We start from the raw sequence: 15716 nt of genomic DNA on the forward strand, positions 1-15716 counted from the left end.
GCTCAGTCTCCCGGGAACAGCGTCTGCAGTTCGCGCCAGTCGCGCAGCGCCGAGTTCTTGCCGTCGGTCCAGTCGCGCGCGGTGTTGAGGCTGTCGGCGAGCTGCGCCGGCCACCAGCAGGGGTCGGTGCAGCCATAGAGGTCGGCCTCCATCGGCTGGCACAGGCTGGCCAAGCCGCCAAACGCATCCACTTCCCAGCCCGGGTCGAAGGTCGTCGTGCAGCCGACGACGCTGCTCATCAGCTGCACTTCCTCGCGGTGGCCGTCCGTCGCGGCCTGTTCGAGGAGATGGGCCTTGTGGTTCAGGGCTCGCAGTCTTTTCATTGCAGGGCACTCCTTTGTTCGACGGCGCCATTGAAAAACGCCGGGTTGGCGAGCGCGATCTCGCCGAAGGCTTCAAGACCGAAGGCCGTCCATTCGCGGATCTGGTCGCAATATTCGAAAGTCGGCAGGAAGGGGTCGCCGCTGCGCGAATAGGACTCGTGGTAGCAGCCGCCGGCGCACAGGCTGCGCGCGGGACAGACCTGGCAGGCGCCGTGCGGGGCCTGCGCGCGCGTCATGAACTGCGACAGCGAGTCGCGCGCGATGCCGTTCTCGACGTCGCCGAAGGTCTCCAGCTCCGAGCCGGTGAAGCGGTGGCACAGCGAGATCTTGCCGCTGGTGCCGACCGCGAGCAGGCCGACGCCGGCGCCGCAGGGCAGAACCTTGCGCGTGCCCATCCACAGGTCGGTCATCAGCTGCTGCATGTTGCCGAAGCCGTGACGCTTGCCGCGCTTGGCCTCGGACACGTACTCGCGGCCGAGCACCTTGAACGCTTCGAAGACGGTGTCGAGCTCGTCCCTGGTCAGGCCCACCGGGGAATCCGGCCCCGCCGTCGCGGGCGCGAAGCCGACCTCGAAGAAACCGAGTTCGTCGTGCAGGTGCTTGTAGATGCCGGCGACGTCGAGGTTGCCGCTTGCCAGCGTGACGCGCGCACCGACCGGCTTGGACTTGTAGCGTTCGAGCAGGCGCTTCACGCGCATCGCGACGGTCTTGTAGGTGCCGCCGCCGGCGATGGTGCGGCGATGGCGGTCGTGCTGCGCCTGGTCGCCGTCGATGCTGATGGTGATGCCGAAGCGGTGCGTATCGAGGAAGTCGATGACCTCGTCGGTCAGCAGCGTCGCGTTGGTCGTCAGCGAGAACTCGACCTCCTTGCCGACCGCTGCGGCCTTCTCCTCGGCATACTCGACGAGGTCGCGGATGACCGCGATGCGCGTCAGCGGTTCGCCGCCGAAGAACACGATGCCGACGCGCTCGTTCTCGCTCGCCTCCTCCATCAGCAGATCGATCGAGCGCGTGCCGGTCTGGTAGTCCATCACCGCCGAGTTTTTCGGCGAGGTCAGGTCCTCGCGGTAGCAATAGCTGCAGCCGAGGTTGCAGCCGGTCGTGAGCGTCAGCACCAGCGTCTTGAGCGGCGAACGCTCGACGACGCGCGCCGGGATCTCGTAGTGCTTGGGCTGCGGCGCGACGATGCCCAGGTCGATGAAGTCGCTCAGGCTGTCGCACAGCTCGGCCGGCGTGTAGCGGCCGTCGAAGCGCGCCTGGATGTCGTCCGCGCTGACCGCTGGCGCCGACTCGAACAACCCGAGCAGGTCGGACGCGGCCGGATCGAGCTCGAAGATCGAGGTCGTCGGCACGTGCAGCAGCACCTGCCGGTCGCCCTTGCGGATCGCGCGGTAGTTGTGGGGTTGTACCTGCAATGTTGTAGTCATTGTCTCTTCTCCTTTGCCCTCAGCGCAGCGGCGTGGGGTTCCAGCGCTGCACGGTGACGACGAGCTGGCCTTTTGCGTTCAGCGAGCGCTCGCCGTCCGCGACGGTCGCGACGACCGACAGGTTGCCGACGTTGTTGAGGCCGCGGCGGTCGGGGTTCGGACCGGCGAAGGATGGCAGGAACTGCCCGTGCGGCTCCATGTGGCCGGCGTACTTGAGGTCTTCGTCGTGCTTGGCGCGCTCATCGAAAGGCTCGGTCGACCACTTCGCCGGCACGCTGCCCAGGCGCACGTCATCGTCGGTGCCGGGCTTGCCGTCCGCGCCATCGAGGAAGGCCACGGCGTCGAACTGCGCGGTCACGGGCGGATTCGTGCCGCCGCCGACGCGGGCGATGCCGAACGCCGGTTCGACGCGCACCGAGTCGATCCGGCGATACACGGCGACGCTCTTGTCCGACTCGCGCCCACCCACCGCGACCTTGCGCACGCCGGGCGCCGCGTCGGCTGCGACCTTCACGCGCACTTTCAGCTGCTCGGCCGATTTGCCCAGCCATTCCACCACCTCGACGCCCGACCCGAGATCGAGCTTCGCATCGAGGCCGGCACCCGCGACCGTCACCGTCGCCGTCTCGCCCGCCCGCAGCATCTGCGGGCTCACGGACACCAGCGCGTTCTTCGCCGCCTTGTCGGCGCGCACCGCCTCGAACGTGGCCCCGATCTCGTCGGCCTTACGCAGGAACCAGCGCCCGCTCATGCGTGCGCCGTCCTCGCTCAGCGCGAAGATCGACTGCGTCTGCTCGTTGCCGAGCTGCGCCGTGCCGCGCCATTCGTAGCCGGTGTAGACGAGCGACTCACCCTTGCCGCGCACGGTGTTGCCCGGCCCGAAGTGCAGCTCGTAGCCGACCTCGTAGCGGTCCTTGCCTTTTGCGGTCACGGTCATCGTGCCGGTATAGGCACCCCAGCCCGACCGCTCGCCCGCGACGACCCAGCGCCCGGCGGCCGGCCGGTGCTTCGCGCGGCTCCAGTCGCGCCACGCGTCGGTGTTCTTCGGGTACATCTCCGCGAGCCGGCCGGGCATCTTGTCGCGCGCGATCTCCCACCAGTTGCGGTCGCGGCCCAGCGCCGAGTACTCCGCGCTGGGGAACTGGCCAAGGTGCGTGTGCATGAGCTTGCGCCATTCGTCCTCGTCGCGCCGCTGCAGCGCGACGCGGCCGTAGCTGTGGCAGCGCCCGCACATCTGCGCCATCTCCTCGTCGGGCGGCGCATCCTGCATGTTCGGTCGCCGCTCGGTCAGGAAGCGGAACGCTGCGGCCTCGGACGGCGCGAGCCCCTGCCGGTCGGCGAGGTACTTGACCACCGCGCGGCGCTCGTCGGCCGTCAGTTCGACCTTGTGCCAGATGCCCATGCGCACGACGGTCATGTCCCAGCCCTCGGGCGTCTTGCGCACCTCGGGGATGCGCGTGAGCTTGCCGTCCTCGAGGTGACAGCTCGCGCACTTCTTGTCGATCACTTCGCGGCCGGGATCCTGCGCCGCGACGGCGGGCGTCGTGCCCGCCATGCCCAGCGCCAGCGCCACCGCGCCGGCGATGCGCAGATGTCTGCGCGTGTTTTTTATGGTCTCAGGCTTCACTTCTGTCTCCACTCTCCGGTGAGGAAATGCGCCGCCCCGTCAATCGCGACAAGGCGGCGCCCCGCACTCACAGCGCCATGATCACGGACTTGGATTCGGTGTACAGGTCGAGCACCGCACGCCCCATCTCGCGCCCGATGCCGGACTGCTTTAAGCCGCCGAAGGGCATCGCGTTGTCGAGGATGTTGTGGCAGTTCACCCACACCGTGCCGGCCTGGATCTTCGGGATCAGGCGATGCACGCGCGACAGGTCGTTCGACCAGATGCTCGCCGCGAGCCCGTAAGGCGTGTCGTTCGCACGTCGCGCGACTTCGTCCAGATCGTCGTACGGCATCGCCACGACCACCGGCCCGAAGATCTCCTCGCGTACGACCTTCATGTCGTCGGTCGTATCGACCAGCACCGTCGGCTTCACGAAGTAGCCTGCGCCCTCGCCCGCCGCGCCGCCGGTCGCTGCCCGTGCACCTTCGGCGAAGCCGCTCTCGATATAGCCGAGCACGCGCTTCTGCTGCGTCGCGGACACCAGCGGGCCGATCTGTGTGGTCGGGTCGATGCCGGCGCCGAGCTTCATGCCGGCGGCGATGCCCGAGAGGCCTTCGACGACCTCGTCGAAGCGGCTCTTATGCACGAAGAGGCGCGAACCGGCCGTGCACACCTGCCCTTGGTTGAAGAAGATCGCCTGCGCGGCACCCGCCGCGGCCTGGCTCACGTCCGCATCATCGAGCACGATCACCGGGCTCTTGCCGCCCAATTCCAGCGACACGCGCGTCATGTTGTCGAGCGCGGCCTTGCCGACGAGCTTGCCGATTTCGGTCGAGCCGGTGAAGGCGACCTTCTCGACGCCTTTGTGCGACGCGAGCGCCGCGCCCGCCTTGTGGCCGAGGCCGGTCACGACGTTGAGCACGCCGGCCGGGTAGCCCGCCTCCAGCGCGAGTTCCGCGAAGCGCAGCGCGGAGAGCGGCGTCTCCTCGGCCGGCTTCAGCACCATCGTGCAGCCGGTCGCGAGTGCCGGCGCTACCTTCCACGCCGCCATCAGCAGCGGGAAGTTCCACGGGATGATCGCTCCGACCACGCCGACCGGCTCGCGGCGCGTGAAGCCGAAGAACTCGCGGTCGCGCACGATGGGCACCGACACGTCCATCGTCGAACCTTCGATCTTGGTCGCCCAACCCGCCATGTAGCGCAGGAAATCCACCACCAGCGCGACGTCGACGTGGCGCGCCATCGTCACCGGCTTGCCGTTGTCGAGCGACTCGATCTCGGCAAGCTCCTGGGCATTCGCTTCCACGAGATCGGCGAACTTCAGCAGCAGGCGCTCGCGATCGACCGGCCGCATCTTCGGCCAGTCACCCGATTCGAACGCGCGCCGTGCCGCGGCGACCGCGCGGTCGATGTCTTCCGCCCCGCCCGCCGGCACGCTGGCGAATTTCTCGCCGCTGGCCGGATCGACCACCGCCAGCGTCTCGCCGCTCGCCGCCTCGACCCACTCGGCGCCGATCAGCATGCGCCGGGGATTCTCGAGAAAGCGCCGTGTGCCGTCGCTCAGCAGTTGTCCGTGGTAACGCTCCATGTATCTGTCTCCTCTGTCTTATTGGTTGGTTTGTTGATTTGATCTGCGGGGCGGATCAGCCGACGCCCTGCGTGCGGGTCAGGCGTCCGGCCCGCCGTCGATCAGCCCGGCGCGCGCCACGGCCGTCGCCCGCGCCGCATCCGCGCCCTCCGGATCGATGTCGAGCTGCTGGGCGAGCCGCGACACCAGCCGCTCCTCGAGCCGCTCGAGATCGCCGTCTGCATAGGCGACCTCCCACAGCATCGTCAGCACCTCGCGCCGTTCGGCGGCGTTGAAGCCGGCCCGCACGGCCTCGGCGAACTCCCAGTCATCCAGCACCTCCGCAAACCGCTCGTCGGCCACTTCGACAAGCTTGCGGGCGTCCTCCTCGGGCAGCGCGAAGTGCTCGCACAGCAGGCGCCTGATCGCCCCCTGCTCGCGTTCGCTCGCGCGGTGATCGATGTACATCGCTTCGAGCAGCAGCGCCGCAACCGCGATATGCCGGCGCTCGAAGGGGCCCGTTTCGAGTCCTTCCGCCTGGAGTTCCCCGGAAAGCAGCGCCATCAGTTTGGTGAGCATGCGCAGGTCTCCCTGTCCCTGTTATTTGTTGGATACGAGGCGCTCGACGCCGAGCTGGCCGGCAACGACGACGGTGCCCGTCGGTGCGGCGACGACGGCGGCGAGGTTCTGGCGATCGGGACGCACCTCCAGCTGGAAGGGCGCCGTCCCGCTGCCACGCAGCACGACCCCGCCCGCACCGACGACGATCAGCCCGCCGTTCGCGAGCGCGATCCCCGAAGTCAGCGATTGCTCGGTCCCCGTCTCACGGACCTGCCAGGTGGTGCCGCCGTCCCGGCTCGCAATCACACGCCCGCTCATGCCCAGCAGCACGACCTCGCCGTCCGCCCGCTCGAGCCCGCTCCACAGCGAACCCGACACGCCGGTCGCAAGCTTCGTCCACGTCGCACCGCGATCGGTCGAACGGAACGCGACGCCGGTTTCCGCGGCGATGAAGAGCTTCCCCTCACGGGTGCCGAAGATGTGATTGAGGTGCAGGTCGCCGTCGTGCCCCCGGCCGACCGCGAGGTGCTCCCAGTTGTGTCCCCCGTCCAGCGTCCGGAAAGCCGCGCCGTAGGCCCCGACCGCGTAACCGCGCTGCGCGTCGGCGAAGTGCACCGACAGCAGCACCGGCTTGTCGTCGAGCGTCGCCTGCAGCTGCCAGTTCGCGCCGCCGTCGGTCGTCGCGAGGATCACGCCGCCGTGCCCGACTGCCCAGCCGCGCGTCTCGTCGACGAAATGCACCGCGGTCAGCAGCGCACTCACCGGCACCTCGGCCTGCTGCCAGGTCTTGCCCTCGTCGGTCGAGCGCACGATCGTCCCGTAATCGCCGACCGCGACGAGCGCATTGCCCGCGCGCACCATCCCGGTCACCGGCACCTTTGCGGCGAGCCGCGCCTTCATCGCCGGCGCCGGCACTTTCGCCGCATCGGCCGGCGCGGCGGCGAATACCGTCGCGCTCGCCGCCAGACACAGGCCGAGCAAAGTCCGCCCGATTCGATTGCTTGTCTTCATCGGGATCACCTCAGTGGGCCATCAGCGGCGCGCGGACCGGGCCGCGGCGCGGGATCAGCACGTCGATCGTCACCGCCAGCGCGGGCAGCAAGGTGATCGCCATGATCATGTTCACCATGAACATGAAGGTCAGCAGCATCCCCATATCGGCCTGGAACTTCAGCGCCGAGAACGACCAGGTCGCCACGCCGATCGACAGCGTCACCGCCGTGAACACGGTCGCCACACCGATCTCGCGCAAGGCCTGCTTGAAGGCCGTGACGATGTCCTCGCCGTGCGCCAGATGCATCTGCAGCCGGTTGTAGATGTAGAACGCGTAATCGACGCCGATCCCCACAGCCAGCACCATCACCGGCAGCGTCGCGACCGTCAGGCCGATGTCGAGCGCCTTCATGAACCAGTAGCCGAGGAAGGTCGCCAGCGTCAGCGGCAGGCAGCATGCGATCATCGCGCGCCAGTCGCGATACACCGCGAACACCAGCACCAGGATAGTGGCATACACGTAGAGCATCATCGGCAGCTCCGAATGCTCCACCACCTCGTTGGTCGCCGCCTGCACGCCGGCGTTGCCGCTCGCGAGCCGCACCGTCACGCCCGGGAAAGGCTGCATCTCGCGGAAATGCTTCACTGCCGCGACCACTTCCTTGATCGTCGAGGCCTTGTGGTCGGCGAGATACAGATTCACCGGCAGCAGCGTGCAATCCGCATTGAATAGCCGCATGCCTTCCGGCACCTGGCGCACCGCCTCGCCCAACGTCAGTTCCTCCTGCGGCAGCGCGGCCCACTTCGGATTGCCTTCATTGACGCCGGATGCGGCGAGCTTCGTGAGGCTCGGCAAGGATTGCGCCGACAGCACGCCCGGTACGTTCGCCAGATACCACGTCAGCCGGTCGACATGACTCATGATGTCGTGGCGATAGCAGCCATCGGCAGGCGATTCGACCACCACCGTCAGCAGGTCCAGCCCCAGCGCGTAGCGCGCGACCACCGCCTCGACGTCCTGGTTGTAGCGCGAGTCGTCGTGCAGCTCCGGTGCGCCCGGCAACACGTGACCGACGTGGCGCCCCTGGCTCTGCCACACCGCCACCGCCAACAGCGCGAGGCACACCAGCGTCCCGATCGCCGCGTTGCGCGGATTCGCGATATGCACCCCGAGCGAAGCCATCGTGCGGTTGCGCAGCCCCTCCATCTTGGTCGCGCGCCCGACGAAGCGATCGTCGAAGCGGAAGTAGCTTGCGAGCACCGGCAGCATGATCAGGTTGGTCACGATCTTGTATGCGACGCCCACCGAAGCCGTGATCGCCAGCTCGCGGATCATCGGAATCGGCACCAGCACCAGCGTCGCGAAACCGACGAAGGCCGTGATCAGCGCGAGCGTGCCCGGCACCAGCAGCCCGGTGAAGCTGCGGCTTGCCGCCGTGTAGCCGTCGGCCCCGTTGATCACTTCCTTGGCGATGTAGTTCACCTGCTGGATGCCGTGCGACACGCCGATCGCGAACACCAGGAAGGGCACCAGGATCGCCAGCGGATCCAGCCCGAAACCCAGCAGCGTGATGGTGCCGAACTGCCACACCACCGACACCAGCGAGCACGCCAGCGGCAGGAAGGTCAGCATCCAGGAGCGGGTGTACCAATAGACGGCCGCCGCGGTCAGCAGGAAGGCGAGCGCGAAGAACTCGATCACGCTCGTCGCCCCTTCCGAGATGTCGCCCATCTGCTTGGCGAAGCCGATGATGCGGATCTTCACGTCGCCGTCGGTGAAGGTGTCCCGCACCTCGCGCTCGAGCCGCTGGCTGAACTCCGCGTAGTCGAGCCGCTCGCCGGTCTGCGGATCGGGGTCGGCCAGTTCCGCGACGACCATCGCCGACGACGAGTCGTTGGCGACCAGGCTGCCGATGAAGCCGCCGACGATCGTGCGCTCGCGGATCGCCGCGATGTTGTCCGGCGTCAGCGCCTTCACCGTCACGTCGCCGCCGATAACGTCCTCGGCCTTCATGCCCTCCTCGGTGATCTGCACCGCGCGGGTGTTGGGCGTCCAGAGGGACGTCACCGTGCGCCGGTCGACGCCCTTCATGAAGAACAGCGCCTGCGTCACGTCATAAAGTCTGGTCAGGGCCTTCTCGTTCCAGATGTCGCCCTTCGTGGCCTCGACGGTCACGATGATGCGGTTCGCGCCGAACAGCACCTCGCGATACTGGTTGAAGGTCTGGATGTATTCGTGGTTTTGCGGCAGCTGCTTGTCGAAGCCGGCGCTCATGTGCAGGCGCGACGCGAACAGCGCCATCACCACCGTGAAGCCGAGCAGCGCGAGCAGGATCAGCAGGCGGTGCCTGAAGCACACACGCTGCATCGCCAGCACCAGTTTTTCGATCATGTCGGGGTATCCATTGAGCCGGCACCGACGGACTCGCGTCCCGCCAGCGCCGGCATCTGCATCAGAACGAGTACGAAACGCTTGCCGAGAGGAAGTCGCGGTCGCGCATCAGGTTGTTGGCGCCGCCGCCGTAGAAGGTCACCCACTGGATCGCGCCCTTCCACGCGTCGCGGTAGTTCGCGAACAGCGACAGCGTCAGCGCCTTGCGCCCCTCGACGAAAGGCAGCCCGTTCGGCGTCGTGCCATTCACGTCGTGGTACCAGTCGATCTGCGGCGTCAGCGTCACGCCGGTACCGGCGACGTTCGGGTAGTTCAGCGCCGCCTCCACCACGTAGCCCCACGAGGTCTTGTCGGGCAGCGAGTAGTCGGGCAGGAAGTACGGTACGCGCCCGCTGAGGTCGAGCCCCGGGTAATGCGCGACGGCCGCCTCGGCAAGGATGAAGCCGTCCGTCGCCCCCAGCGCCTTCGCGACGCCGCCGAGCGGGTCGTTGTGCGAGAAGGTGTAGAAGCCCGTCAGGTGGAACTGGTACTTCTCCTCCTCGACAAAGCCCGGATTGCCGCCGCCATCACGATAGATGCTGTACTTCCCGGTAAAGGGCACGGTCGGGTCGATGCCGACACTGTCGTTCGGGCGGTACGACAGCTCCGCGCCGACTGCAACGTTGGCGATCTTCGTGTTCGCCGAGATCGCATACAGATCCTTGTCCTCGCCGTAGGCGATGAAGTATCCGGTCACCGCCCCGAGGCTGTTGCCGGTGAAACCGAGGAAGGGCAGCTTGTCGTGGTAGCGCTGGTACGTGAAGGCGAACTCGGTGTCGATCTCCTCCGCGTTGTAGCGGAAGTTCACGCCGTACTGGCCCGTCTTCTTCGGCTTGTTGGTCCCCAGATAAGGCACCGCAATGCCCGCCGCGACGGCATCCGCATCCGAGATCCCGGGATTGTCGCCGCAGTGCCCGGTCGGCAGGCCCGCGCAGGCGCCCGGCCCGGCGAAGTCCTCGATGATGCTGGTCGGCACGTACGCGACGCGCCGCCCCTTGCCCAGCACGTCCGCCGCCGAGAAAAAGGTCCCTACCGGATCGAACTTGAAGCCGTTCCACGCGAACTGGTAGTACGCCTCCGCCCCCAGTTTCTCGGTCAGGCCCAGCGAAGCCGACAGCATCGGCGCCGGAATGAAGATTTCCTTCAGCTGCGTGCCCGGCACATGGAACTTCTGCAGGTCGATCGCGTTGATCTGGTTCACGCCGCCGATGATGAAGATGTCCTCGCCCCAGGAAATCACCTGGTTGCCGAATTTCACCTTGCCGCGCCGCTCGCCGACGGTGAACTCCTTGGCGACCCACGCGTCGAGCAAGGTCATCTCGCCCGAAGCCTCGTCCGCGACCGACGTGCGCCGCGTGTCGTCCGACTTCGTATCGACGAACCAGTTGAAGCGCGCCAGCGCACTCCAACCGCCCGGATACTTCAGCGACAGGTCGTGCGTGCCCTTGAGCACTGCCGAGACGATGTCGCCCTTCTTGTAGTTCAGGTTGCCGTCGTCGAAGTTGGTGAAATTGAAATCGGCGTTGGCATACCCGTTACCGGCCTGCTTCGTGTGCAGTTCGTTGTTCGTCGTGTTGTTGCAGCCGCCGCTGTCGTTGCCGACCGTCTTGCAGCCCGCCGACTGCAACCGGCTGATGACGCCGTACGAGACGGTGCTGTCGAAGCTGCCCGACACCCCCTCTTCCGAACCGAAGCGAAACGCATGGCTCGCCGGCGACCAGCATGCCGCCGCAACCGCAACTGCCAGGATCGAAGGCGCGAGCGTGCCCCGACGATCCGAAATCGTCCTTTTCTTCATGGAGACTCTCCCTGAGTGGAGTGGGGGTCAGCGCTCGCCGCGGCGGCGCATTTCGTCCTGCGTGAAGTTCGCGGCGGTGATCCGGCCGTCCTTGGCTGCGGTCAGATCCAGCACCTCGCCCTCGGCCGTCCAGTTGTCGACCACGTAGCGGCGCGCCACCAGGTCGTACATCTGGGTTTCATAGGCCATGCAAGCCCCCACGTCCGGCGCCGCCCACAGGCTGCCTTCCTGCACGCGCCACAGGTTGCCCTTGGCGTCGTACATATCCACCTGCAGCAGCGCCCACGAGTCCTCGTCGAAGTGGAACACCCGCTTCGCAAAGGAATGGCGCTTGTCCGCCTTCACCGTCGCCTCGACCACCCATACGCGATGCGGCTCGTAGCGCATCAGGTCGCGATTGACATACTCGGGCCCGAGCATGTCCTTGAACTTCTGCTTCTTGTTGATCAGCTTGTAGGAGTTGTACGGCACGTACATCTCCTTCTTGCCCACCAGCTTGTAGTCGTAGCGGTCCAACGCCCCGGTGAACATGTTGATCTGGTCGACGAAGTACAGGTTGTCGAAGCCCGCGATCGGGTTGTCGTAGGCGAAGGTCGGCGAGCGGCGCACGCGGCGCTGGCCGGGGAAGTAGATCCACGCGTCCTGCGGCTTGTCGATGTAGGCGTGGATCAGGTAGCCCTCGCCCGCGCGCGACGGCGGCGTCAGCACGTCGTACAGCAGCTTCGACTCCACGCCGCCCACGTCCGCCGGCCCGGTCACCTTCGGGTCGTTGAAGGGGTACATCTCGTACGCCCACTGCTTGTTCTCGACGTAGCTGCCGTCCTTCTCCGGCATCAGCGCCGAGATCTGCGCGCGGCGGCCGAGGCCCGTATAGCGCAGCTTGTAGTTCCACATCACCTCGGCACCCGACTTCGGCACCGGGAACGGCACGCCCGCGCCGAACACCTGCTCGAGCTGCCAGCCGTCCGCGCCCAGCTTCGCGGCGGCCGCGTTCTTCTTCGTCTGCGCAGCGACGAAATCCGGCACCGGACAGCTGCGCCGGCTCGGATAGACGTCCATGCGGTAGCCCTTGTACGCCTTGATCAATGCGATCTGGCCGGCCGACAGCTTGTCCGCGTACTTGTCGAGATTGGCCGCGTCGATCGAGAACAGCGGCTTGTCGTCCTTGAAGGGATCCAGGTGCCCCGGCTTCCAGCCCGCGGGCACCTGCGTCATCCCGCCGCTCCACGCCGGAATCGCACCGTCCTTGTTCGCCGCCGCCTCCGCGCCGATCGGCGTCAGGTTCTTGCCCAGCGCCGCCGCCTCGGCCTCGGTCGCCGCCGCACGCGCGCCCCCGCTGCCCAGCACCGCCGCGAGCGTGATGCAGATAAGCGCGCGGCGAGGCGAGCTCGTCGTCTTCGTCATGTTGTCGTCTCCTCACTTGGTGTGATGTGCCGTTCGGTTCGGCATTTTTTTCCGGCTGTGCCCTGCCGCGTCCTCACGCGGCGGTACAACCGATGGAGGCGATTGTAGGAAGCAGCTTCTCCGAGCCGTTATCCGAAAATGGCAATCCGCGACGAAACACCCGGGGCTGGCCACGACGGCCCGCGCGACGCAGCTCGTTAGAAAGATTTCACTGTTCGGCGTGCGACTTTTGTATTAGTTTTGAAAAACAATCAAAGGCATAACTACAAACGGCCCTTTCCGGTCAGGAGACAATCGGAAAATGGATGCTCACACCCTCGCCGGGCGCGACAGCAATACGCGCGCCGCCGGCGACGACGCGTATTCCGTCGTCCATCTCGACACACGCGACGCAGACGACCACGCAGCCTGCCTGCAACACTGGAATCAGCGCTACGACCAGCTTTCGGCCGGCACCTTCACGGGGCGGTTCGACGAATTCTGGTTCGACAACGTGCAGGTTTTCCGCGAGCGGACCAATCAGGTCGTGCACGAGATCGGCACGTCCTGGGAAGGCTCGCGCACGATCGGCGTGCCGGTCGAACTCGACGGCACCGGCTGGTACTGCGGCGAACCGTGCGAGCTCGACTCCATCATCACGCTCAAGGGCGGGGAAGACCTCGACTACCGCACCCCGCGCCTGCACGACATCGTCGCCGTCACGACCGACGTCGCAGCCTTCACCGATTACGCCTTCCGCGTCGAACACCGGGACGTGGAAGCCGAAATCGGCAAGCGGCGGATCATTCCCGCGACGGCCGACCAGGCCGCTACCTTGCGCAGCTTCCTCCTGACGGTCCTCGCCAGCCTCGAGGCGACCCCCGACCTCCTGCGCCACCCGCAGATGCGGAAGGGGCTCGAGCAGGCGATCTATGCCAGCATCGTCGCGGCCATCACGCCGCGCGACGACACCCCACGCCCTGCCACGCCCTGCCGCACGCGCCAGCTCATCGTCGACCGCGCCCGCGAGTACATGCGCGCGCACATCGACGCACCGATCACCGTCGCCGACCTATGCACCGAGCTGCGCGTCTCGCGCCGCACGCTGCAGTACAGCTTCCAGGATATCCTCAACCTCAACCCCGTCAGCTTCCTGCGGGCCCTGCGCCTCAACGGCGTACGCCGCGAACTGAAGTCCGCCGACCCGGCCAGCCACCAGATCGCCGACATCGCCGCGCGCTGGGGCTTCTGGCACCTGTCGCACTTCGCGTCGGACTACCGCGCGATGTTCGGCGAACTGCCTTCCGACACCCTGCGCCAGGCCACGCCCCCCACCCACGCATGAACGGGTAAAACGCCCTCAGGCCACCTTGAAACGGCTCACGTCGGCAAGCAGGCTCCCCGCCAGGCTCTCCAGCCGATCCGCCGTGCGGTGGCTATCGACCGCAATCGCGCTGTTCTCCTCGGCCATGCGCGCGATCGTCTCGACGTTGCGCGCAATCTCGGTCGAAGCGACGCTCTGCTCGCGCAAGGCGTCGGAAATCTCGGCCACCGTCTCCACGACCCGCCCCGCTTCGTCGCGGATGCTCGACATCGCCGTCCCTGCCTGCTGGGCGCGTGCGACGCCCGCATTCACCTGCGTCACGCCGCCCTGCATGCTCTCCACCGCGTCGCGCGCATCGCGCTGAATCGCCCCGACCATCTGCGCGATCTCCTGCGTCGACTGCGTCGTGCGCTCGGCCAGCTTGCGCACCTCGTCCGCCACCACCGCGAAGCCGCGCCCCTGCTCGCCCGCGCGCGCCGCCTCGATCGCTGCATTCAGCGCCAGCAGGTTGGTCTGGTCGGCGATCTCCTTGATCACATTCACGATCGCCGAAATCCGCTCCGAACTGCGGTCCAGCTCGGCAATGGTATCGGCTGACCCGGACACCGCCCGCGCGATCTCCCCGATATCGGCAACCACCGACTCGACGATCTCGCCCCCTTCGCCCGACAGCTTGCCCGAGCGCTGGGCGAGCGCGTTGGCATTGCTCGCGTTGCCGGCGATATGGTCGATGCCCACCGTCATCTCTTCCACCGCCGCCGCCATGCTCGACGCCGCCTCGCTCTGCCGCTGCGAAGCCGTGTCGATCTGGCGTGCCGACTCCACCATGCCGCGCGCCGTCTCCGCGACCTGGCCCGAATTGCTCTGGATGCTCGTGATCAGGCGGCACATCGTCGACGCCATGTCGTTGAAGCTGTCGGCGATCATGTGCAGCTCGTCGCGTGCCTGCAACCTGATCGCCGTCGTCAGATCACCGGCCGCCAGCCGGTGGCTGCCTTCGGCGAGCCGCTTCACGCTGCCCATGATCGACAGATACACCCCGATGGACAGGTAGGCGATCGCCACCGCGACGACCACCAGCACCGCGACGTTGAAATGCAGCACCCGCTGCGCCTCGGCGATGCGCTGGCGCAACAGCTCGTCCAGCGTCGGCAGCAGGATTTCGTTCATCTGCCGGTAGCCCACCGTGATCGCCTCGGTCGTCATCCCGAAGTACGCGGACGACGACGTGCTCTGCAGATCACCCGCGAGGATCTGGCGCACCACTCCGCCCACCGTCGCCAACTTGCCGTTCATTTCCGCGAGAGACGACTCCAGCCGCTGTCCGAGGTCCGGCCGCTGTGCGACGATCTTGCGGATGTTGGTCTCGAGATCGCTCACCGCCTCGGTCACGTCACCTGCGAGCACGCTCACCCCGAGCTTGCCCGCATCGTCGATCGTGCCGCGCGCGAGCGCCGCCGACCCCTTGGCCCGCAACTGGCCCGTGCGCTCCAGCAGGTAGGGCATGCGGATCACCGCCGTCGACATCAGGTAGTAGCTGTCCTGCTGCGGATCGAAGGTCAGGCCGTACTCGTCGGCGACCGCGATCTGGAAATCCAGCAGATTGTCGATCAGCCGCGTATGCGTCTGGAAATTCTCGGGCTGGCTCAGCTTGAGGCCCTCCTGCTTCAGCGCACTCCAGCGCGAGCGGATATCGCTCCACCCGCTGTTGCGCACGGATTGCGGCAGCGCCGCCTCCAGCGTCTCGAGCGCACGATCGACCTCGACGGCCTTGTCTGCGCGCGCCGCCTTCGCACTCTCCAGCCCCCCGAGCATCGCCGCCGACAGCCCGCGGTGCTGCTGCATCAGCTCGACCGCCCGGGAGATCGGCCGCGAAAGGTCCGAAGCCACGAGTTCGCGTTCCGTCCGCTCGATCGTCGAGTTCAACTCGCGCGCGAGCGTCAGCATCAGGCTGGCAAAGGCCACCAGGATGATCAGGCCCAGCAGGCCGAACTTCACCGGGTAACTGCAACGATTCATCAGACCCACTGCGGGTGCAAAAATCAGTTTCACGATCCTCTCCACGAACACGCCCGCACACCTTTCGCACCGCCACCGGACATCCGTTGCGCATCCTTCGGGCATCGGGATATGCAATTCTTGTCAGCGTATTGGGATTTGCCTGAAAAATACGTGATCCGCATCAAGAACACATGAGCACGCCATGCATTCGTCACGCGCCGGGGCCTTCTCGTGCTCCAACGCCCCCTTCCGGCCCCGGCACAAGCTTTGCCAAACCCGTCGCACGCTGCACAATTGCG

The 15716-nt window shown here is 66.8% G+C and carries 11 protein-coding genes; 1 reads left to right on the forward strand and 10 read right to left on the reverse strand.

From position 1 onward, the window contains the following. Positions 1–2: 2 nt before the first annotated feature. The 9 genes from qhpC to BW991_RS05555 all read right to left on the reverse strand — a co-directional run bounded on the left by qhpC (position 3) and on the right by BW991_RS05555 (position 12113). Positions 3–323, reverse strand: a complete 321-nt coding sequence (gene qhpC, locus BW991_RS05515) for a quinohemoprotein amine dehydrogenase subunit gamma (RefSeq protein ID WP_076601106.1) — start codon at positions 321–323, stop codon at positions 3–5. Next, positions 320–1750, reverse strand: coding sequence for a quinohemoprotein amine dehydrogenase maturation protein (peaB, locus tag BW991_RS05520; RefSeq protein WP_076601107.1), 1431 nt, complete (start codon positions 1748–1750; stop codon positions 320–322). The genes qhpC and peaB overlap by 4 nt, the downstream gene beginning before the upstream one ends. 19 nt (positions 1751–1769) lie before the next feature. After that, positions 1770–3377, reverse strand: coding sequence for a quinohemoprotein amine dehydrogenase subunit alpha (peaA, locus tag BW991_RS05525; RefSeq protein WP_076601108.1), 1608 nt, complete (start codon positions 3375–3377; stop codon positions 1770–1772). 67 nt (positions 3378–3444) lie between these two features. After that, on the reverse strand, positions 3445–4947 hold the full coding sequence (locus tag BW991_RS05530; RefSeq protein WP_076601109.1) for an aldehyde dehydrogenase family protein: 1503 nt from the start codon (positions 4945–4947) through the stop codon (positions 3445–3447). 78 nt (positions 4948–5025) lie between these two features. Then, positions 5026–5505, reverse strand: a complete 480-nt coding sequence (locus tag BW991_RS05535) for a tellurite resistance TerB family protein (protein ID WP_076601110.1) — start codon at positions 5503–5505, stop codon at positions 5026–5028. Positions 5506–5526: 21 nt separating this feature from the next. Continuing rightward, the gene (locus BW991_RS05540) at positions 5527–6498 is read right to left on the reverse strand and encodes a WD40/YVTN/BNR-like repeat-containing protein (RefSeq protein ID WP_076601111.1); all 972 of its coding nucleotides are present in this window, start codon (positions 6496–6498) and stop codon (positions 5527–5529) included. 10 nt (positions 6499–6508) lie between these two features. After that, a complete protein-coding gene (locus BW991_RS05545; protein WP_076601112.1) occupies positions 6509–8872 on the reverse strand; it encodes an efflux RND transporter permease subunit in 2364 nt (787 codons plus the stop codon). Positions 8873–8933: 61 nt separating this feature from the next. Further along, complete coding sequence (locus BW991_RS05550; protein ID WP_076601113.1) at positions 8934–10709, reverse strand: DUF1302 domain-containing protein; 1776 nt, start codon at positions 10707–10709, stop codon at positions 8934–8936. Positions 10710–10736: 27 nt separating this feature from the next. Next, on the reverse strand, positions 10737–12113 hold the full coding sequence (locus tag BW991_RS05555) for a DUF1329 domain-containing protein (protein WP_076601114.1): 1377 nt from the start codon (positions 12111–12113) through the stop codon (positions 10737–10739). A 301-nt stretch (positions 12114–12414) separates the two neighbouring features. Here BW991_RS05555 and BW991_RS05560 point away from each other — a divergent pair, with 301 nt between their 5' ends. Further along, on the forward strand, positions 12415–13437 hold the full coding sequence (locus tag BW991_RS05560; RefSeq protein WP_076601115.1) for a helix-turn-helix domain-containing protein: 1023 nt from the start codon (positions 12415–12417) through the stop codon (positions 13435–13437). A gap of 15 nt (positions 13438–13452) precedes the next feature. Here the strand turns inward: BW991_RS05560 and BW991_RS05565 are convergent, their stop codons facing one another. Then, positions 13453–15468, reverse strand: coding sequence for a methyl-accepting chemotaxis protein (locus tag BW991_RS05565; RefSeq protein ID WP_076601357.1), 2016 nt, complete (start codon positions 15466–15468; stop codon positions 13453–13455). Positions 15469–15716: the final 248 nt, after the last annotated feature.

It is taken from the genome of Aromatoleum tolulyticum, from assembly GCF_900156155.1.
In the GTDB taxonomy this organism is placed as follows: domain Bacteria; phylum Pseudomonadota; class Gammaproteobacteria; order Burkholderiales; family Rhodocyclaceae; genus Aromatoleum; species Aromatoleum tolulyticum.

Excerpts from the sequence above, each read along its gene's own strand:
- BW991_RS05555 (WP_076601114.1), bottom strand. The coding sequence starts at position 12,113 with ATGACGAAGACGACGAGCTCGCCTCGCCGCGCGCTTATCTGCATCACG.
- qhpC (WP_076601106.1), bottom strand. The coding sequence starts at position 323 with ATGAAAAGACTGCGAGCCCTGAACCACAAGGCCCATCTCCTCGAACAG.
- BW991_RS05560 (WP_076601115.1), top strand. The coding sequence starts at position 12,415 with ATGGATGCTCACACCCTCGCCGGGCGCGACAGCAATACGCGCGCCGCC.
- peaB (WP_076601107.1), bottom strand. The coding sequence starts at position 1,750 with ATGACTACAACATTGCAGGTACAACCCCACAACTACCGCGCGATCCGC.
- BW991_RS05530 (WP_076601109.1), bottom strand. The coding sequence starts at position 4,947 with ATGGAGCGTTACCACGGACAACTGCTGAGCGACGGCACACGGCGCTTT.
- BW991_RS05545 (WP_076601112.1), bottom strand. The coding sequence starts at position 8,872 with ATGATCGAAAAACTGGTGCTGGCGATGCAGCGTGTGTGCTTCAGGCAC.
- BW991_RS05535 (WP_076601110.1), bottom strand. The coding sequence starts at position 5,505 with ATGCTCACCAAACTGATGGCGCTGCTTTCCGGGGAACTCCAGGCGGAA.
- BW991_RS05540 (WP_076601111.1), bottom strand. The coding sequence starts at position 6,498 with ATGAAGACAAGCAATCGAATCGGGCGGACTTTGCTCGGCCTGTGTCTG.
- BW991_RS05550 (WP_076601113.1), bottom strand. The coding sequence starts at position 10,709 with ATGAAGAAAAGGACGATTTCGGATCGTCGGGGCACGCTCGCGCCTTCG.